Genomic DNA, 20,543 nt, shown 5'->3' on the forward strand with positions numbered 1-20,543 from the left:
TTTTTACTGCCATAAAGTCATTAATTGATTTTTGGTAAAATATTTGTAATTTAGATAATGAATAAAAAGCAACGTTGCTTTTATTCTAATGAGATATATTATGGATTATAAGTTTTCACAAGGTTTGAGCCAGGTGTTCAAACAAAGCAAAAGCGAAGCTAAGAGGCTGAAAAGTGAATTTCTTAATACAGAACATCTACTTTTAGGTATTATAAAAACGGAAAACTCTGCAAAAGAAATCCTTCAAAACCTCAATGCGGATTTAACACAAATCAGAAGAAAAATTGAAACTTTAAATACAGCAAGTCTTAATCCTATTTCTGAAGAGGTTACCAATATTTCTTTCACTAAGATGGCAGATCATGCCATTAAACGTGCTGAGTTAGAATGCCGACAATATAAAAGCAATGAAATTAATACCGTTCACCTGCTTTTAGGTATTCTTTATAAATATGAGGACCCTACTTCAAATATACTAGGAGCTTACGATATCGACTATGAAGGAGTTTCAAGAGAATATCAAACCATGCTTAAAAATTCCGGGCAGGCACCACAAATGAGTGCTTATGATGACGATGATGAAAGAGAGGAATTTGAGCAAATGAGAAAGCCTACAGGCAACTTAGGCTCTGCAAAAAGTAAAACACCTACTTTGGATAACTTTGGTAGAGACCTTACTGCTCTGGCAAGAGACGGAAAATTAGACCCCGTTATCGGACGTGAAAAAGAAATTGAGAGAGTTTCTCAGATCTTATCCCGCAGAAAGAAAAACAACCCGCTTCTTATCGGAGAACCCGGAGTTGGTAAATCTGCGATTGCGGAAGGTTTAGCTTTAAGAATTCAACAGAAAAAGGTATCAAGAGTTCTTTACGGAAAACGAGTGATTACTTTGGATCTGGCAAGTTTAGTAGCCGGAACAAAATACCGTGGTCAGTTTGAAGAAAGAATGAAAGCCATCATGACAGAGTTGGAAAAAAACAGAGATGTCATCTTATTTATTGATGAGCTTCATACAATTGTAGGTGCAGGAAGTTCTACAGGAAGTTTAGATGCCTCCAATATGTTTAAACCAGCCTTAGCAAGAGGTGAAATCCAATGCATCGGAGCCACTACTTTGGATGAGTATCGTCAATATATAGAAAAAGATGGTGCTCTGGAAAGAAGATTTCAAAAAGTAATGGTGGAACCTACTTCTATTGATGAAACGATTCAGATCTTAAATCAGATTAAAGACAAGTATGAAGAACATCACAATGTAATTTATACCCCTGAAGCCATTGCTGCATGTGTCAATTTGACATCAAGATATATTACGGACCGTTTCCTACCGGACAAAGCTATTGATGCTATGGACGAAGCAGGATCACGCGTTTATATCAAGAATATGAAAGTTCCTACTGAAATCATTGATTTTGAGAAAAAAATCGAAGATATCAAAGAACTGAAACAAAAAGCAGTAAAAGCACAGGATTATCTTGAAGCCAGAAAACTTAAAGACGAAGAAGAACGTCTTCAAATGGAACTAAATGCCGCTCAGGAAAAATGGGATAAGGATGTAAAAGAGAAAAAAGAAACGGTAACTGAAGAAAATGTAGCTGAAGTCGTTTCTATGATGAGTGGAGTTCCGGTAACGAAAGTTGGTAAAAATGAGCTTGATAAACTAGCTCAGATGGATGGAAAACTGAACGGAAAAGTAATCGGTCAGGAAGATGCTGTGAAAAAAGTAGTAAAAGCTATTCAAAGAAACAGAGCAGGTCTTAAAGATCCTAATCGTCCAATTGGTACATTCATTTTCTTAGGAACAACAGGAGTTGGTAAAACCGAGTTGGCTAAGGTAATGGCAAGAGAATTATTTGATTCGGATGAAGCATTAATCAGAATTGACATGAGTGAATATATGGAAAAATTTGCCGTGTCGAGGTTAGTAGGTGCGCCTCCGGGATACGTAGGATACGAAGAAGGAGGTCAGTTAACAGAGGCTGTAAGAAGAAAGCCTTATGCTGTGGTTCTTTTGGACGAGATTGAAAAAGCTCATCCGGATGTATTCAATATTTTGTTACAGATCCTTGATGAAGGTCACGTTACAGATAGTTTAGGTAGAAAAATTGACTTTAGAAATACCATTATCATCCTTACTTCCAATATCGGAACAAGAGATCTTAAAGATTTCGGAGATGGTGTAGGATTTGGTACTTCTGCTAAAAAGTCAAGCTCAGATAACAGAGCGAGAAGCACAATTGAAAATGCACTTAAAAAAGCATTTGCCCCTGAGTTCTTAAACAGAATTGATGATATTATTATTTTCAACTCTCTTGAGCAAAATGATATTAAGAAAATCATCGATCTTGAGTTGAACAAGCTTTATGGCAGACTTGAAAAATTAGGTTATAAGGTAGAATTAACTGAAGAAGCGAAGGACTTTATTTCTGAAAAAGGATGGGATAAAGATTTTGGTGCAAGACCATTAAAACGAGCTATCCAGAAATACATTGAAGATCTATTGGCAGAAATGCTGGTAAATAAACAATTGAATGAAGGAGAAACCGTAGTTCTTGACCTTAATGAAGCGAAAGACGGGTTGGCTGGTAAAACTTCAAAGCCTAAGAAATCAGCAGCTGAGAAGTCTTCTCAATCTTAAATAAATAATTTAATTTCAATAAAAAAGCACCAGAATTTCCTGGTGCTTTTTGCTTTTTATAAGTTTCGGCTAAAGCCAATTTGATTTTAATGTTTTTAATAGATGGGCTAAAGCCTATCTCTATTAAATATTACCACTACAATATTAGAATGATCTACGTTAATCCGCAAAATCTGTGAGATTATATTTTTAAAAACATCAAGATTCTTCCTGTGAAGTTAAACAAGATTAAAGCCCTACCACAAAGCCGATATTCGGAATCAGCCCACTCGAAAATACACTTGAGTTTTCTTTCCAAAGAACATTATACATCAATCCTATCTGCATAAAAGAGTTATTTCCGATTCTTTGCATATAACCTCCTCCAAGATATAAAGCATTTTCTTCCCTATTATATTTGTAATCATAGTACTTATCTTTATAATTGACAAAATAATGCTGAAAATTCGCTCCTAAATAAAAAGATCTTCCGATATAATAATTGGCAAAAGGACCAACCCCAAACATTGTCGATCTATAATAATCCGAGGTTTGCCATGACACGCTTCCCACAACTCCTGCTTCAAGGTCATTGGTAAGTCTGTAACCTACTCTTGGAGACGCCTGTAGATTAAAAGAGCTATTGCTTCCAAATCCTAATCCAATTCCACCTCCGAATGTCCATCGGTTATTTTCCTGAGCGGGTGTTCCTACAGAAATCTGGGAAGAAGCTAACCCTGAGATAATTAGCATCAATGGAATAATAATTTTTTTCATATCTAAATTTTATTTTAAAGGTGTTATGCCATCGTTGTATGTTCATAAATGGCAGTTTTGTATTAATATCGTTTTTATCAATGTTTAAAATTATGGTTTTTTTACGAATTTTTTAGTTGTATTTTTGCCGCATCAAACTAAGAACTCCCGTTAAGAGTTTCGTAAAATTGAAATACAATGAAAATAGTAGTAGGCCTCTCCGGAGGTGTAGATTCCAGTGTTACAGCATATTTGCTACAACAACAAGGACACGATGTAGTGGCTTTGTTTATGAGAAACTGGAATGATGCTTCGGTAACATTGGAAGACGAATGTCCTTGGATCGAAGATAGTAATGATGCCTTAATGGTAGCCCAAAAACTGGGTATTCCTTTTCAGGTAATTGATATGAGCGACCTTTACAAGGAACGTATCGTTGATTATATGTTTGCCGAATACGAGAAAGGAAGAACTCCCAACCCGGATGTTTTATGTAATAGAGAAGTAAAATTCGATGTTTTCATGAAAACGGCTATGTCACTAGGTGCCGATAAGGTTGCCACAGGACATTATGCAAGGGTAAATTCAACTTTTGATGAAAATGGTAAAGAGGTTTTTCATCTTTTAGCAGGAAAAGACAACAATAAGGATCAGTCTTATTTCCTTTGTCAATTGAGTCAGGATCAGTTATCTAAAGCTTTATTCCCTATCGGAGAATTGACTAAACCTCAGGTAAGGGAAATTGCTAAAGAAATCGGACTTGTAACTGCTGATAAAAAAGATTCTCAGGGATTGTGTTTTATCGGAAAAGTAAGTCTTCCTCAATTTTTACAACAACAATTAAAACCTAATGAGGGTGAAATTGTAGAAATTTTCAAAGATTCACCTCTATTTTCAGGAGAAAAACCAGCATTTTCAACGAAAGAAGAGGAACTTGAATTTTTATCAAAAAAGATCAATTATAAAAAGGCTGACGGAAAAGTTATCGGGAAGCACCAAGGCGCCCAATTTTTCACGATCGGACAAAGCAAGGGCTTAGGAATAGGCGGGCATAAGGAAAGCTGTTTTATCGTATCCAGAGATATGGAAAACAATATCCTTTTCGTAGGAGAAGGAAGTCATTTCCCGGGTTTATATAAAAAAGCCCTAAAAATTGATAATTCCGAATTGCATTGGGTGCGTGAAGATATGAGATTGAAAAATGGTGAATCTATGGAAGTAATGGCAAGATTCAGATATAGACAGCCTTTACAAAAAGCAAATCTATATCAGTTTGAAAATGCTTTTTATGTGGAATTTGATGAACCTCAATCTGCTATTGCTGAAGGACAGTTTGCTTCATGGTATATAGAAGAGGAGCTTGTCGGAAGTGGTGTGATTTCATAGAAAAATCAATATTAACAATACAACTATAAGCCCGGAACTATTTGGTTTCGGGTTTATTCTTATATGTTTTTTACTTGATTTGATTCTTGAAATAAAATTGAATAACCAACACTCCTACAATACATTCTAAAATTAAAATCATCATTAAAAAACCAATAGGTCTGCCCAGTAATAATCCTCTTATCAGCTTTATTATTCCCAAAACGAAAATGCCGCTCATCCCGTAAAATGTTATTTTTGAAATTGATTCCTTAGCTATTTTTAAAAGAAAAATCGAACTATAGAATCCAAGCAAAAGAATTAAATAAAACGTTAAAAATTCCGGACCTTTTAAGGTAATTGGATTGAACGTATCATGTTCTCCAAAAAGCCATATAAAACTTAGCAGAACCGGAATCGAATGAATGATTATCTTTTTCATAATTTTTATTTTTTATCCACCACAACCTCCACAGCCCCCGCAACCGCCTCCACAACCACCTCCACAACTTCCTCCACTACTACAACTGCTTCCACCACAGCTCGAGTCGGAATCTCCCTTATTTTTAGTATTATTATTCTGAAATAAACCCAATAATCCTCCAAAGATAAAAGCTGCTAATAATGAAAAGAAGACAGAGGTAAGGCCACTTATAATTTCGCCCAAACAGGATGATAGTAGCAGAAGAATAGCAAATAAAGAAACAATCCGAAGTTTTTTCCACCAGTTGTTCTTACTCGAAATACTTTCTTTTTGCAGCCAGATATCCCGAGGAATTTCACACTGAAAAACTTCTTTGTAGCTTTTTAGTGTATCGAGAAACCAATTTTGATGCTTAGTATTTTCATTTTTCCCTCCTTTCGAAGGATGGTGATGAAGTGGTCTTCTTAAAATGTTGGGGCAAAAATCTTCCCAATAACTTTGAGTATAGATCAAATGCAGATGCCAGACTTTATCTACAATTTGGCTTGGAGAAGCTCCTTTAGGCAAAATACAACAGAGATAAACAAATTTTTTATATTCTTCAATTGCCCTTTTTGTAAAATCAAGATTCCAATTTTCTTCTTTTGCCAACTTTTTTGAAAAAGGAAAGTCAACATCCGGATCGTCCAATGAATATTCCTGAATTCTTTTCCAAAGAGATTCATCTTTTATGAACATTTTTGTTTCCATTGTTTCTATGATTTGTTTCCATTCAAATATCATTGGATTTCAGAATATAAAAGTCTTTCATAAGTCTTTTTTAGTTTGATAAAAATCTTAAATTAGTCTTATAAAATAACCGAATGAAAAAAGAAGATATTCTACATCTTGAAAAACTTATGAACTTCTTAAGCCGTCAGTTTTTAAAGAAAAATCATTGGGAGGATATTTCTAAAACGGAATGGTCTTACATCTGTGCCGAACTGAATGACCTCATCATAGCAGATCATGAACAGAAAGGAATCAAAAAAAGCCCTGATTTATTAGGAACAAATTACCTTTATGAACATTTGATTATCAACAAATTGAAGAAATACATCCAGAATGAAAATGCTATAATAAGCAAACCTAATCTGGCAAAACTGAGTTTGATTGTAAAAATGTTGGGATATTCAAATTATATAGATTTTATTAATTCAAATACGGAAGCATTCAACTTTAATGACCTTAGAATTGATATGAATAATGTAAATTCTAATACAGTACTTTTAGACCGTTTAGTAGGTTGTTGGTATTCTTACAATAGAAATCTTCCCGAGAAACCTTTACAAGGGAAAGAAGAGCGTATATGGCGTTCTGCTATGGAAATTTATAAGTCCGAAACCACGGGAGAATACTTCATAGAAAGAAGTGGTGGTGATCAGCATAAGTATTTTGGTAAAGTTACTGCATATTCCGACTATGTTTTTATTATCATGAATAGTAATACTTTTATCAGGCAAAGGCATTTTATATCGAGAATAAAAGATATTAAAGAGAAGCTTAAAAATCCGGAATATAAACTTCATGAACTTCACTTCATCAGTACTTGTATCAGTTTTAACCAGGAACCTATCGCTCTGTTTGAAATTTTTCAAAAAGCAGACAGAAGGAATTTTATTTCCGACTCTATTAGCTTTCCTATAGACAGTGACGAAATTCCTGCATCTATTTTAAAACAGCTTGAAGACACAGACGCTAACAGAATTGATTACAGATAATTAATCCAATCCCGAATTCGAAATACACATAAAGAATTCAAAATTTTAAGTTGGTACTTTCAATACCTTATTTTACCTATTCTCTTATGTCTAGAATACATTTAATCTTTCAAAATCAGAAGACTACTGCAATAATTACCTAACTTGATAGTTCTAATTATAACCCCACAATTATCTTGCGATGGAATATTATGAATTATATGAAGTATTGAAAAGCCATTTTGATTCCGGAAAAGCAGTGATTGAAATCGAAGACTTAAATGTAACGATAGAAACGATCTCTTTCGTATCCAGGGCTTCAGACTTGCTTCATCGCTCAGATTATGTGGATTGTGCCCAACATCAGCACCGTTTGGAAGTTGATGAGAATGCTTATTTAATTTATGATCAACCTTCGGTAGATACCAGGGATGGCGATATAGAATGCAATAAAAAATTTGAATACTATATCCTCAAAAGAGCAGATATAGAAACCGCACAAGGTTGTATTCTGTTTTTTCATGGATTGAATGAAAAAAAATGGGATAAATATCTTCCTTGGGCCTATGAACTCTCTCAAAGAACCGGTAAAGCGATTATTTTGTTTCCTATTGCATTTCACATGGATCGTGCAGAAAGTGTATGGAGCGATCGTCATCATATGACGGAAATTGTCAATTTCCGAAAGAAAAAATATCCTGAAAACACCAATTATTCTTACGTAAATGCAGCAATAAGTTCGCGTTTGGAATCACATCCGCAACGTATTTTCTGGTCAGGACTGCAAACGTATTCCGATATCATTGAGGTGGTAAAGGAGATCCGAAATAACAAAATTATGAGCATTGCTCCTGATGCGGGTTTAGATCTTTTTGGATATTCCATTGGCTCTTTCCTTTCCATTATTATAAAAATGGCCGATCCGGGGGGATATTTTACCCAATCCAAAGTATTCTGCTTTTGTGGTGGAATGACAATTGACAGGATGTATCCTATTTCAAAATACATTATGGACGGGCAGGCAACCATTACAATGTTGTCAACATTTACTGAACTATTATGTTCTGACTTTAAATCTGATACCCGATTGAAACATTATCAGAATGAAGATTTACATCCTCAGGAAAGTTGGTTCAAAAAAATGCTTAGATATAATTATTTTCAAAAAGAAAGAGAAAAAAGATTCCGAGAAATCCGATCTCAAATAAAGGCATATGTACTTGAAAAAGATACTGTTGCCCCTCCCATAGAAGCTTTAAATACTCTACAAGGCGGCTATAGAGATATTGACGTAGACGTTGAAATAAAAGACTTTCCTTATGAATATTCACATATGGTTCCTTTCCCGTTAACGTATAAACATAAAACTGAAATTACCGAAGCTTTTCATCATTTCATGCAATCCGCCAGTAATTTCTTTAGCCGGAAATAATATAATCAGGAATAAAATAACATAAGGAAAAGCTTAAAAAACAAGAGTATAAGATCCATATTTTTATATTAAATTTAAAATAAGAGATATAAGATACCAATGTATGAGTATAGGATGGCTCATTAGCATGTCAATATTTTAATTAAACCCAAGTTCGGGTTAAGGAAATTAAGATTTAGATTATTGGAAGCTGGAAGAGGGAGGCTGGAAGCTATTTTCAGTCCCATTATCTATAGATGGTTACCATAAATAATATCATCATTGTTTAAAAAAGATGAAAATATGGGAAAAAACTATTCTTTATAACCTGGATAATTTCCTTCTTCCAGTTCCCAGCTTCCAGCCTGAAATAGAAAATTCTTATCCCGAATTCAGGGTAATTAAAGAATAAATGACGCAGTCTCTCCTACTAGCTTATGAGCCAATCTTTGAAATCTTTTACCCGGTCTCTGCTTATGGTAATTTCTTCCTGAGGCTGAAATTCAAGATCAACTTTATAATAAGGAGAAGTGTGAATATTTTTTATATAATCCGAACTTACAATAAACTGTCTGTTGACACGGAAAAACTTTTTAGTATCCAATACATCTTCTAGTTCATCTAATGTGAAATCTGATGGGTATGTGCGCTCCTCTGTCTGAAGATAAACGATTTTATTCTCACTGAAAAAACAACTTATTTCTTCTGCCTGAATAATTTTCAGATTATACCCTATTTTAACCAGGACCCTGGAAAGCGTTGATTTTTCCTTTTTTATCAATTGTTTGATATCTTGAGAACCTATTGTACTTTCTGATGGAATAAATGATTTAAACTTCTCTATGGCTCCGGAAAGATCTTCATCGAGAACAGGTTTCAGAAGATAGTCTATACTATTCAGTTTAAAGGCTTTCAAAGTATACTGATCAAAAGCTGTCGTATAGATAATAAAACCTTTAGTGGGAACTTTTTCAAATATGTCGAAAGACAATCCGTCTCCTAGCACAATATCTGAAAAGATCAGCTGGGGATGTTCATTTTCACTGAACCATGCGATTCCCTCTTCTACTGATTCTATTTTGGCAATCACTTCAATTTCAGGGAAGTTATTCAACATTCTCTCTAATTTCCTTGAAGCAGGTTTTTCATCTTCAATAATGACAGTTTTGATCATTGAGCTTTAATTTTGGTTTCAGGTTTTAAGGAAATAAAAGTAAATAAAAAACACTTACCATTAAAAGTCTCTTGACTTATCTTTTTTAAGTTCTTTTTCAATCATATCCTTTTCCCACTCGGTATCAAAGATAAAGAGCTTTATTGCTCGGATGATTAAAAAGAGGGCCCAAATTCCAAGGATTGTGTAACCGTCAAACAATCTGATTTTAATAATATGATCCTCAAAAAGTCCCCCCTCAAAAAGGTCTGTTGGAAGGATAATAATAGCTAAGATTCCAAAAAGAAGAAGGCTTTTGTAAAATCTCTTAAGGCTGTTGGTTCTTGCATATGCTGTGTTATAGTCCATGATTGTATAAGTTTTTTTAATTAATGATTATAATGTTTTTGATTTTCCTCTTTCCTGATCCATTAATTCTTTTATTTTTTTCTCTTCCCAGCTTTTTCCAAAACCAAATACGTTCACGGCATGAAATGCAATTCCTATTCCCCATCCTAGCATAGGCCATAAGAACCAAAAATACCCGGGACTTGTCATAAGGTTTAAAACAGCTAAAAAAGGAATTACCAGGCAATAAGAAGCAAGATTTCCATAAAACTCTTTTAATTCTTTTACTCTTTTTGAAGCTTTTTCGTAAGCTCCTGTTTCTTTATTAGATAAGATTTCCATAATGTTTGGTTTTAAAAGGTTAATTTGTCTTTTTTGTTGAATCAAAGGTAGATCAAAAAACATCCTCAAATCAATTTTATATGACCGAACGGTAGAATTTAATACCCGAACGGTAGAAACAAATGATTAATGAATATCACCATTTCAATAAAAGGTCAAAATAAACTATTAAATGAGATTTCCTTGACCTTTAACTCGGAGTGAGTGAGTTAATAAATAAATGGTATCAGCTTTTTAGTACTCTTTCTGTATTGGATATATTCATCTCCAAATTGCTCTACCAAAGCCTGTTCTTCAATTGTAATTCTATAGGTAAACGCTAAAAAAGGAGGAACAACAGCAAAAATAAATGACCACCAATTGTTTAAGTATAAACCGAGTCCTAATGATGTCAGCAAGGAAAAAGCATAGGAAGGATGTCTCAGGTATTTATAAAATCCTTCTTTTTTGATTTTATGATCTTCTTTTATTGTCACGTCGACAGTAAAATATTTACCTAAAGATTTTATAATAATGAATCTGAAAATAATTCCAATAAGAATAAATCCTTCTCCCAGGTAGGAAATCCAAGTTCCATTAACTATTGGGAATCTTGAGCTTTCAGAGGTAATAATAGCTCCCATAATGGAAAAAGGAATGGCCAGCCATAGAATATTCAGAGTAGATTTATCTTTACCTTTTTTATCCTCTTTATTGGATTTCAACATGTTTTTATAAAGAATTTCACTCAAAAACCAAGCAATCATCGAGATAATAAATACGGTATGTAAAGTTTTCATCGTATTAGATTTTAGGGGTTAAAAAGTTTTAAAATGAAAAATTGTGGGGGCTTATTATTAATAGTTTTTTTGTTTATTCATCAATTCACGGGTCTTTTTATCTTCCCATTTTTTGATAAAACCTGTTTCGGAAAAAAAGACGACTAATCCATGGGCCAGAACTCCAATTCCCCAGAATATTGCTGTAAAGAAATTTTTAAATTGGAAATAGTTTTCGCCGGGTTTCAAATCATTATAATTGTAATACACAATCACAATGTTTACAACAATGTATACAAATAAGTGGCTATAGAAACCTCTTAATCTATCTACTTGCTTTTTAGCATTCAGATATTGAATATCATCTTCGTCAAATGTTTCCATTGTATTTGTCGTTTTGTTTGTTCATAATTTCACGGATTTTCTTATCCTGCCAGGATTCGCCGACACCAAAGACCTGAAAGGCATGAGAGGCCAATCCAATTCCCCATCCTAATACCGGAAACCAAAACCAATGATTTCCATGTCCTGTAAAAAGATTGATAAAGATTAAAAAAGGGATTACAATACAATAAGAAATCAGATTGGAATAAAATCCTTTGATCTCTTTCACTCTCTTTTGTGCTTTCTCATATGCCTTATTTTCATCAACAGATTGTATACTGACAGCATTAGGCTTAGCGGATAACATCGGAAGTTTTACTTTAAAATAATCTTCAGATTTCTCTATGAAAACATTCCTTTTAGTAAGAAGGGAATACCGTTGAACAATATTGGTTAGTCCTATTCCGGAGCTTTCTTTAATTTGCTCCCTTACCTGTAGGTTATTCTCAATGCAAAGGGTATCTCCGTCAGAGAATATTTTAATCGTTAAAGGTTTTGATGAAGTGGCAAAATTATGCTTGATACAATTTTCCAATAGCAATTGTAAAGAGAGTGGTACTACATACATTCGGCTATCTTCCGGAGTCACCTCAAAGATAAAATCTACACTATCTTCGAATCTTGTTTTTAAAAGGTTACAATAGGTTTTTGCAAATTCGATCTCTTCTTCTACTGTCACAAGCTCTTTATCTTTTTGTTCAAGTACATACCGGTAAATCTTTGACATTGAAGCGGTAAACTTTTGGGCCTGTTGTGGATTTTCGTCAATCAAAGAGCTTAGGACATTTAATGAATTAAAAAGGAAGTGTGGATCCAATTGGTTTTTTAAACTTTCAAACTGAGCATTTGCAGACTTAGCAATCAGTTTCTGTTCTACAACTTCTTTTTTGGAAGTTTTCTTAAGCTCTTCCATAAAACTTTTTGCATGAAGAAAAGTTGTAATCAAAAGAGCAATATTGATCATAAACCAATTGGTGAGCCCATATCTTTGAGAGAAAAATTCTTCTATCGTCGCCGTCTTCTGAATCACTACATAATTCATAAAATTACAGAAATACACCAGGATAAAGTTTCCGATAATAATGGAAATAATACTTAGAACAGCTCGTGTACGGGTTGCTTCAGACCAGGGAAATTTTTTATTAAGATATTCATTAATAAATCCGTTTCCAAATCCTAATACAAAAGAATACATGGTAGACAGCAACAACGTTATCATAAAAGTATGAAGATTCTTTTCGTCATTAAAAAACAAAAAGAAGAACAAAGTAGTTCCTAGTGAGGTCCAAAGTAATATTTTTGTGTATTTACGCTTCATGATTCGTTTTCTTGACTTAAAATTAGTTTTTATTAAAGGTATCAAAAAATATTTCTTACTGAAGGGCCTGTTTTTATGACTGAATAGTAACAAAAAAGAAGCTGTCTCAAAATCAAATAATTTGGTTCTTGAGACAGCTTCTTAATATTTTAAGTTGAAATTTACTTTGTTGTTTCTGCCGGAAGACTAATAAAATATTCAGCTTCTGATTTCCCCCAATTTGGGTCTAAAGCCGTCTTAGGTTTATAAGTATTAAACTTTGCTAATGCTACTTTAAATTGCTCTATTCCTTTGGTTTTACTTCCACCATATTGTTCGGGAGTGAAATACGTATCTTCCGCTTTGATGAGAGCAATTCTTGGATTAGCAGGATCAAGCTTTTCGGCAACATTTAGTTCCTCAGACGCTCTTACACCATCCGACATATAGCGTTGTTGCGGATTAACCATCATTCGTAGGGAAAAGGTCATTTTTCTCAACAAGTGAATTTCAGCATTATCAGCTCCTGCAAGATTCTGGGCCATTCCAAGATATTTTTCAGCTTGAGCCGCAATGATATCAAGCTCCATCATATTCCCTGTTCTCATCAATACTCTTCCTTTTTGAATACTGGCAAAGGCGGCATAGTATTGTGGAAGCCATTGTGAACTTTCTTTACTTCCTATTCTTTGAAAATCATTTGCCAATGTCTGAAAATCTTCCGGTGTTTTACAAGTTGTTATTTTTGCAATTTTATCGGTCATTATTTTTTCATAATCTGCTTGTGCAAAAGCAGTTAAACTAATAAAAGCTAAAGTAAAGCTTAAAAGGTATTTTTTCATAATATTAATTTTTAAAAGTTAGTTTTCAATTAATCGAAGGTATGTTTTTATAAGTTATTATTGATTGCATTTTCTGTCTTATCTGCTCCAAAACTGATGAATGCTCCTACAAAAACAAAGGTATTCACAGGGGGAACAATTGCTGAGCTTCTGGATCCGTCTACAGAAAAGTTATATCCATATACATTTTTAGCCCCTAAAACATTGGTAATACTCAATACCAGTACAGTGAATGCTTTCGCATCTTTTTTACCAAGATTAGGAAGGTAATTAACGCTGAAATTAAGAGCGTTATAATCTTTTAATCTTCCTTCATTTCTTATATAATTGATATTTTTTCCACCATCCGTTCCACTGGCAATATCATAATAAGGGCGTCCTTTTGCATAGGTATATGACATATTAACACCTAATTTCCATTCCGGGATAAACCTTTTTACCACTGCAGATAATGTATGCTCAGCGGCAAAGCTAGGTTTTAAGCTTACCGGATAATTAAGGAAGTCTCTTTTTGAGTTCAAAAATGAATACGTAATCCAGTAATCTATATTTTTAAACGTCTTCTTGTTATCTCTCCAAAAGAACTCTAACCCTTTTGCGTATCCATACCCGTCATTGTTTAAAGCAGTCTGAATCTGTTGATTTTGTTCTTTTCCGGGTGTAACATTAAAAGTTTTGATCAATTGATCATATTTTTTATAAAAAGCTTCAAAACGTAGGGTTCTTCCCTCTGAAGCTCTCTGAACCTGGAAAATATAATGCTGTGCTTTTTGGAAATCCACATTCGCGGGACCATTTATATACTTACTTTCAGGATTCTGATAAAAAAGTCCATAAGCCAAAGAGGATGTCCAGTCTTTTGCTATGCGATAAGCAACAGCTATACGAGGTGCAATATTGCTCTTACCTAAAAAAGATGAATGCTCTGCTCTTAGTCCAAGCTTTGCTGACAATGCATTACTGAATCCTAAATCTGTTTCTACAAAAGCAGATGAAATCAGGTCTTTATAATGTTTGTCCACTTCTCCATACTTCAGTTTTTCGTCGGTATTATTAAATTCAAAACCACCTCTCACAGCACTGATTCTATTGATTTTTCTTTCTAAAACAGCTTTGAAGTTGATATAATTTCCATCTGTCAGCAATCTTGTTTTATCTGATTCTGTATCATGAGTCTCCGTAGAGAAATTTAAATCTGATTTATTGTAAGAATACGAACCTCCAACATTCAGATGATACTTTCCTAGTTTTTGTCTAAAAGACAGATTATGATAGGTATTTTTTCCATTAAGTCTTACCAGCGCAAAGTCATATCCGGGCTCCAGGCTTTCTGTCTTTACTCCCATTTTATTGGAGTTGTACATTCCGTAATACTTTAAAAATCCGCCTGATTTTGTTTTAATTCTAAAATTAAAATCACTGTTTAATCCCTGTGGTGCATCAATAAAATTAGTATTAAAATTAAATACTTTTTGCATCAAATTTAACATTGAATAGCCTAAAGTTGCTCCAAAAGAGTGGCTCTTATCTTTGCTCAGCTTCTGAAATCCACCACTCAAAAATATAGGTGAAATTCCAACGTCATAAGAACTCTGATCCGGAAGATCTACACTTTCCAATAGCAATGCTCCTGAAAGAGCCTGCCCATATAATGAAGAGTATCCGCCACTTGAGAATATATTTCCTTTAAAGAGTGAGGTATTGAACTGATCTCTTCCTGCAATTCCCGGAATAGAATTAGAAAAATAATTATTGATCAAGCTTCCATCCATGAAGATTTTAGATTCAGTACCTGTACCTCCTCTGATAAATAATCCTTCTGTGCCTCCCACTTTCTGCACTCCCGGAAGATAAGTTAAAGCGGAGGTGATTTGCCCGTCTGCACCTGCGGTAGTGTAGATATCAATGGGAGTTAATAATGCTGTTGCTCTTTTTTTATCACTGGCCTCAATAGAACCTGCCGAAACAACAATAGCATCAATTTCGCTTACTTGTTCTTTAAGTTGGACATTGACAATAACCTCTTGGTTATCAATAACAATATTCTTTTCAACTTCTTCATATTTGGAATGAGTAAAAGTCAGGATATGGTTTCCTTTTTCTGTGGTTTCGAAAGAGAAATTACCCTGGGCATCTGTAGTTGCTCCGTCGTAAGTATCTTTCAGAGTAACATTTACTTCTCCTACTCCTTTATTTTTAAAACTTACCTTTCCTGAAATCTTGATTTGGGAATATCCCATTACAAATGCCATAAGCAAAATCAGGAATAGTATTTTTTGAACTTGTGCTTTCATTGTTATTTATTTTCTGGATCAAAAATAGAATGAGAAATGCCTTTCCGTAAAAAAATTATTACCGAAAGGCATTCTTTTGTTACCGAATGGGAAATTAGTGAATTGGAATGCAAAAATCCACGATCATTTTTCCTTCCGGATGTTCTTTAAAGTTGGAATGATATACCTCAAAAGGGAAAGTTCTCCTCATCGAATAGTTGTGCTCATTCATCCATAAGAATAAAGATACCCAGGCTTGTTCAAAATCATTAAGGGTTACCTCACCTCTTCCCACGATAAATTTTCCGGCATCAATGGTCTCTGAAAAAACTTCACCTTCTATTCCTTTCAACTTCTCATCAAGAAGCATACATGCGTGAATTCTGACCTTATCCGGAGGTGTTACTTTGAAACTGTCATGATAAACGGAAATCATTTTAACATTTTCGCGAGGAAACAGATTTTTCTTTTTTGCCCAGTCTATCAATACATTGTATGAAGGCTCTACATTTACAATCCCTAAACTCATTACCGCTGCCAGATTCATTTCCGGCATTTCTTTTACTTCGATTTTTAAATTCATTTTAGTCCAATTTAATAGGTTTTCTATACTGCAAATGTATTGGCTGAAAACTGTATCAACTTGTCCGTTCTTGCTTTGCGTTTGTAAAATCTTGTGAAATTGATCTGGAGCCGAATTTCGAAACTGGGAAGGTGGAACTCCATAATATTTTTTAAATGTTTTGGTAAAAACTGAGTGATTGGAAAACCCAAGATCAAGATAGATTTCCTTAATTTCTATCTCTTTATACATAGCCAATAAAAAAGCACTCTTCTCAATTTTTTTTCTGATAATATAATTTTGAAGAGTCTCTCCGGTAATCAGTTTAAAGATCCTGTGAAAATGAAATGGTGAGTAGGCACTGATCTCTGCTATTCTTTCTAGAGAAAGGTCTGCATCGAGGTTTTCATTAATGTATTGTATTGTTTTTACAATCCGTTTTTTATATTCTTCCAAATGAAAAGAGTTGATTCACAAAGATATTGATCAGTAGAATATAAGACTTGTTTTTTATTGCGGTTTTTGTTTTAAAACCGACATTACCCCAGGGAAACCTGTTCAAAAATACCTTTTACACTTTTAATCATTTCATCATCAGAAGCAATACAACTGTAGTAATCATGATCAATAAAAATCTCTTTTGTAAAGAATATTTGTCCATCAAGAAAGCATTTATCATCAATCACTTCAAAGGATTCTAAAGGAATCATCATCCCACTGCCGTGTGCTTTTATGACAGCTTCCTTATAGGTCCAATATTTAAAAAAACCATCCGTTTTATCTTCAGAATCATGAATCTTTTGAAATTCGTTATTGGTCATTTGAAATTGAAAATCGAGATAATTTACAGCAGTATCTTTAAATTCTACATCAATTCCTATTGGAAATTCAGCAATGGCACAAACCACTAAATTTTTTGAATGGGAAATATTAAAATGAAGTTTCTGTCCTTTTAAAAACGGCTTATGATTGGATAAACGATCAACAACCACGTCAGATATATCATAATACGTCCGCAATCCATATTGTAACAGAACTCTTCCCAGCAATGAAAGTTGTGCATCCTGCCATCTTTTGTATCTCAGGACACTGTTTTTAAAATCGTCAGAAAAAGTGTCTAAATATGTATCTAAAAGCTTCTGGTGCTTTTTTTCGCTAATAAATGTATGTAGAATTACCATGTTTATTTCTTTGGGTAAGAGCTCTTATAGCCCAATTTCCAATTGTTTTTATTTTTCTAAATTAAAAAATATATACCAAAATCAATAACATATGTCTAAACTCATATCATCTTTAATAACTTGATTATTGGCTGATATTATGGATTTGAAACGAAAAAAAGACCAGAATCATAAAGCATTTTGGAAAATCTTTTTTAATTTTATCCTAAAATCACTTTAAATCATTTTAAAAATGAAAGTACAAACATTAGCATTATTGGCAGGATGTGCACTTTTCGCAGTATCATGTGGTACAACCAAAACGTACACAATCAACGCCAAAAGCGGAACACAAACGGGGGGAACAGCGAAGTTTACCCAACAGGGAGATGATGTAATTATGAAGCTTGATGTAACCAACCTTACCCCTGGCATCCATGCAGTACACATTCATGAAAAAGGAGACTGTTCTGCAGCAGACGGAACATCTACAGGTGGTCACTGGAATCCTTCCAAAAACGATCATGGAAAATGGGGAGCTGAACATTTCCATATGGGAGATATAGGAAATCTGGTTGCGGATCAAAAAGGAAATGCAACATTAACATTCAAGACCAATAAATGGTGCCTTGGTTGTACAGATGAATCCAAAAATATTATCGGAAAAGGGCTTATCGTACATGCTGCAGCTGATGATTTCCACACTCAGCCTACAGGTAATGCAGGAGGAAGAGTGGGATGTGTTGAGATTAAATAATCATATTAATTGCTCAATAAAAAAATCGCTAATTTTCATTAGCGATTTTTTTGTTTTATTTATGATTTCGTTCCCATATCTGCTACAATATTCATTGCTTCCTGCAGATAAAGATCTTTTTTCAGATTTTTGATCCACATTTCAGATTTTTTCTTGAAAACTTCATCTTTTTTCTCTCTTTCTATTTCACTCGGATACATCATAAACTGAAGACCATTCTGAAATTTGGTCAAAGCTTTGAATTTTTCGATCTGAGCCTTTCTGTGTTTCATCACTTCATTGAATTTATTGATATTCAAAGTAATATTCTCTTCTTTATCCAATTTTTCTCTCCATTGAGCTGATTCTAACAATAACTGATAATTGCTATTCTTAGCCATTCTGTCTGAACTCGCTTTCTCAAGAGCCTGAATATTGAAATAATTAAGTTTCTGGAACTTAGTAGGGGCAATTTTATCCCAAGCCAAAGCATAGTCATCATAACGCTCTCCTACCTCCGCATAAGTAAAGAAATCTTTCATTTGAATATCGGAAACGATTCCTTTTCTTTGTGTAGACTCTCCGGTAATTCTATAGAACTTCTGAATGGTTAATTTTAGAGAACCAAAGTCATCTTCCGTATTCAGGAATCTATTGAGATCAACAAATGTCTGAACGGTTCCTTTTCCAAAAGATTGTGGCGAACCAATTATCATTGCTCTTCCGTAATCCTGCATTACTCCTGCTAAGATCTCAGAAGCCGAAGCAGAAAGTTCGTTTTGCATAATTACCAATGGACCTGTCCAGATAGGAGCCTCATATTTGTTCTTTAAAGTCTGTATTTTGCCGTTTCCATCTTTTACCTGAACATAAGGCCCTGCATCCATGAAAAGCCCCATAATATCTCCTACTTCTGTTAAAGATCCACCTCCGTTGTTTCTTAAATCAAGAACAATTCCTTCAATATTCTGAGCTTTAAGCTTAACGATTTCATTCTTAATATCATCAGAGGCATTTCTTCCTTTAGCATTTTCAAAATCTGCATTGAAGCTTGGTAAATTGATAAATCCGTATTTTTTACCGTTTGGAGCATTTACAACAATACTTCTTGCGAAAGTATCCTCAATGGCAACCTCTTCACGAATCATGGTTACATCTTTAATAGAGCCGTCTTTCTTCTGGACTGTTAAAGTAACCGGAGTTCCTTTTTCACCTCTGATTAATCTTACCGCTTCATCAGAAAGCATTCCGACAACATTTACAGCATCGTCTTTTGGCTTAGATTTTACTTTTAAAATCTTATCCCCTTCTGAAAGCTGTTTAGACTTCCATGCAGGTGCTCCTATAGTAAGTGCACCCAAATAAAGGTTTCCTTTTTTCTCCTGAATAATAGCTCCGATTCCGATTACTTTTCCTGTAAATTGAGAATCAAAATCTTCTTTATCTTTTGGAGAATAATAATTGGTATGTGGATCAAATACTTCAGTATAAGCATTCATATATACAGTAAACCAATCCATTTTTTTCCTCTTTTTGAATCTTGTAAATGTATCTTTTACAAGATCTTTTACTTCATCCGTAGCTTTTTTGATCTTCTCATCTTGAGTAAGTGCCTTAAACTTGATGGTATCCTTCAATTTATATTTCTGAACAGAATCTTTTTTCTCTTTTTGAGCCTCTTCTTTGCTGTTCATCGATTCAATTTCCTGAAGGATATTATATTTAATAAACTTCTTCCATTCGTTATATTGTTCCTGCTTGTTGGCAGGTATTTTTTTTAATTTTGGCTCAAGTGTAAGGGTTTCATCTTCCTCTAAATTGATAGGCTTACTGAAAATATCCTGAGTGATTTTATCAATCTCGTCTACCCTTTGATATAGTCTGTCAATAGTAAGTTTATAGAATGTAAGATCTCCCTGATTGATATAATCATCAAGCTTTGTTTCATGCTTACTGAATTCATCCATATCAGATTGTACGAAATATCTTTTTGCAGGGTCTACCAACTCGAAATAATGCTTATAAACGTCCTTCGAATAAGCATCATTGATAGTTTTTGGGCTATAATGCAGATAAGAAAGTGTGTTTTTTACACTCACCATTATTGTTTGCATCTTTTCATCGTCATTCTTCGGCGAGTTGAAACAAAACATTAGACTGGTTAATGGAATTAGGAGTAAAAATTTATTCAGTTTGAAATTTTTCCACATAAACTGTCTTGTATTTATTAATTTTAAAAAATAAGTATTGTAATGAGTAGCAGTAATTACTGGTCTTGTTACAAATGATCAAATTTAACACCTTATTTACAAATATCGAACAGTTTTGACTATTTTTATTAAAAGAGATTCATAAATACAGATCCCTTCTTCGGAC

General features: G+C 33.9%; 19 protein-coding genes. 5 read left to right on the forward strand and 14 right to left on the reverse strand.

What is annotated here, in order from left to right; all coding sequences use genetic code 11:
* Nucleotides 1-100: 100 nt before the first annotated feature.
* Nucleotides 101-2,638: an ATP-dependent Clp protease ATP-binding subunit gene (locus tag CW752_RS05540; RefSeq protein ID WP_101238763.1), complete on the forward strand. Its 2,538-nt coding sequence runs from the start codon at nt 101-103 to the stop codon at nt 2,636-2,638.
* A gap of 228 nt (nt 2,639-2,866) precedes the next feature.
* Here the strand turns inward: CW752_RS05540 and CW752_RS05545 are convergent, their stop codons facing one another.
* Entirely contained in the window at nt 2,867-3,394 is a 528-nt protein-coding gene (locus tag CW752_RS05545; protein WP_101238764.1) for a hypothetical protein, read from the reverse strand.
* 177 nt (nt 3,395-3,571) lie between these two features.
* On the opposite strand from CW752_RS05545, the gene mnmA reads away from it, so the two are divergent.
* Entirely contained in the window at nt 3,572-4,759 is a 1,188-nt protein-coding gene (mnmA, locus tag CW752_RS05550; RefSeq protein ID WP_101238765.1) for a tRNA 2-thiouridine(34) synthase MnmA, read from the forward strand.
* Nucleotides 4,760-4,829: 70 nt separating this feature from the next.
* Here the strand turns inward: mnmA and CW752_RS05555 are convergent, their stop codons facing one another.
* Together CW752_RS05555 and CW752_RS05560 are read right to left on the reverse strand one after the other, a co-directional pair.
* Nucleotides 4,830-5,180, reverse strand: coding sequence for a hypothetical protein (locus CW752_RS05555; protein WP_101238766.1), 351 nt, complete (start codon nt 5,178-5,180; stop codon nt 4,830-4,832).
* Nucleotides 5,181-5,192: 12 nt separating this feature from the next.
* The gene (locus CW752_RS05560; RefSeq protein ID WP_101238847.1) at nt 5,193-5,912 is read right to left on the reverse strand and encodes a glycine-rich domain-containing protein; all 720 of its coding nucleotides are present in this window, start codon (nt 5,910-5,912) and stop codon (nt 5,193-5,195) included.
* 113 nt (nt 5,913-6,025) lie between these two features.
* Between CW752_RS05560 and CW752_RS05565 the strand changes: the two genes are divergently transcribed.
* Both CW752_RS05565 and CW752_RS05570 read left to right on the forward strand, forming a co-directional pair.
* Nucleotides 6,026-6,922, forward strand: coding sequence for a hypothetical protein (locus tag CW752_RS05565; RefSeq protein ID WP_101238767.1), 897 nt, complete (start codon nt 6,026-6,028; stop codon nt 6,920-6,922).
* A gap of 181 nt (nt 6,923-7,103) precedes the next feature.
* Entirely contained in the window at nt 7,104-8,333 is a 1,230-nt protein-coding gene (locus tag CW752_RS05570; protein WP_101238768.1) for a DUF6051 family protein, read from the forward strand.
* A 409-nt stretch (nt 8,334-8,742) separates the two neighbouring features.
* On the opposite strand, the gene CW752_RS05575 is transcribed toward CW752_RS05570, so the two are convergent.
* From CW752_RS05575 to CW752_RS05620, 10 genes are all read right to left on the reverse strand, one after another.
* Nucleotides 8,743-9,486: a LytR/AlgR family response regulator transcription factor gene (locus CW752_RS05575; RefSeq protein WP_101238769.1), complete on the reverse strand. Its 744-nt coding sequence runs from the start codon at nt 9,484-9,486 to the stop codon at nt 8,743-8,745.
* Between the two features lie 60 nt (nt 9,487-9,546).
* Nucleotides 9,547-9,834, reverse strand: a complete 288-nt coding sequence (locus CW752_RS05580; protein WP_101238770.1) for a 2TM domain-containing protein — start codon at nt 9,832-9,834, stop codon at nt 9,547-9,549.
* A gap of 27 nt (nt 9,835-9,861) precedes the next feature.
* On the reverse strand, nt 9,862-10,155 hold the full coding sequence (locus CW752_RS05585) for a 2TM domain-containing protein (protein WP_101238848.1): 294 nt from the start codon (nt 10,153-10,155) through the stop codon (nt 9,862-9,864).
* Nucleotides 10,156-10,364: 209 nt separating this feature from the next.
* Entirely contained in the window at nt 10,365-10,934 is a 570-nt protein-coding gene (locus tag CW752_RS05590; protein WP_101238771.1) for a methyltransferase family protein, read from the reverse strand.
* Nucleotides 10,935-10,991: 57 nt separating this feature from the next.
* Complete coding sequence (locus CW752_RS05595) at nt 10,992-11,297, reverse strand: 2TM domain-containing protein (protein ID WP_101238772.1); 306 nt, start codon at nt 11,295-11,297, stop codon at nt 10,992-10,994.
* Entirely contained in the window at nt 11,284-12,615 is a 1,332-nt protein-coding gene (locus CW752_RS05600; protein WP_101238773.1) for a 2TM domain-containing protein, read from the reverse strand. The genes CW752_RS05595 and CW752_RS05600 overlap by 14 nt, the downstream gene beginning before the upstream one ends.
* A gap of 161 nt (nt 12,616-12,776) precedes the next feature.
* Nucleotides 12,777-13,436, reverse strand: a complete 660-nt coding sequence (locus CW752_RS05605) for a hypothetical protein (RefSeq protein WP_101238774.1) — start codon at nt 13,434-13,436, stop codon at nt 12,777-12,779.
* A 47-nt stretch (nt 13,437-13,483) separates the two neighbouring features.
* On the reverse strand, nt 13,484-15,730 hold the full coding sequence (locus CW752_RS05610) for a TonB-dependent receptor (protein ID WP_101238775.1): 2,247 nt from the start codon (nt 15,728-15,730) through the stop codon (nt 13,484-13,486).
* A 94-nt stretch (nt 15,731-15,824) separates the two neighbouring features.
* A complete protein-coding gene (locus CW752_RS05615) occupies nt 15,825-16,727 on the reverse strand; it encodes a GyrI-like domain-containing protein (protein WP_101238776.1) in 903 nt (300 codons plus the stop codon).
* Nucleotides 16,728-16,810: 83 nt separating this feature from the next.
* A complete protein-coding gene (locus CW752_RS05620) occupies nt 16,811-17,452 on the reverse strand; it encodes a 4'-phosphopantetheinyl transferase family protein (protein WP_101238777.1) in 642 nt (213 codons plus the stop codon).
* Between the two features lie 232 nt (nt 17,453-17,684).
* Between CW752_RS05620 and CW752_RS05625 the strand changes: the two genes are divergently transcribed.
* Nucleotides 17,685-18,188, forward strand: coding sequence for a superoxide dismutase family protein (locus CW752_RS05625; protein ID WP_101238778.1), 504 nt, complete (start codon nt 17,685-17,687; stop codon nt 18,186-18,188).
* A gap of 59 nt (nt 18,189-18,247) precedes the next feature.
* Here CW752_RS05625 and CW752_RS05630 read toward each other — a convergent pair whose 3' ends face one another.
* A complete protein-coding gene (locus tag CW752_RS05630; RefSeq protein ID WP_101238779.1) occupies nt 18,248-20,377 on the reverse strand; it encodes a carboxy terminal-processing peptidase in 2,130 nt (709 codons plus the stop codon).
* Nucleotides 20,378-20,543 lie beyond the last annotated feature (166 nt).

Source organism: Chryseobacterium sp. PMSZPI (genome assembly GCF_002835665.1).
Classification (GTDB): Bacteria; Bacteroidota; Bacteroidia; order Flavobacteriales; family Weeksellaceae; genus Chryseobacterium.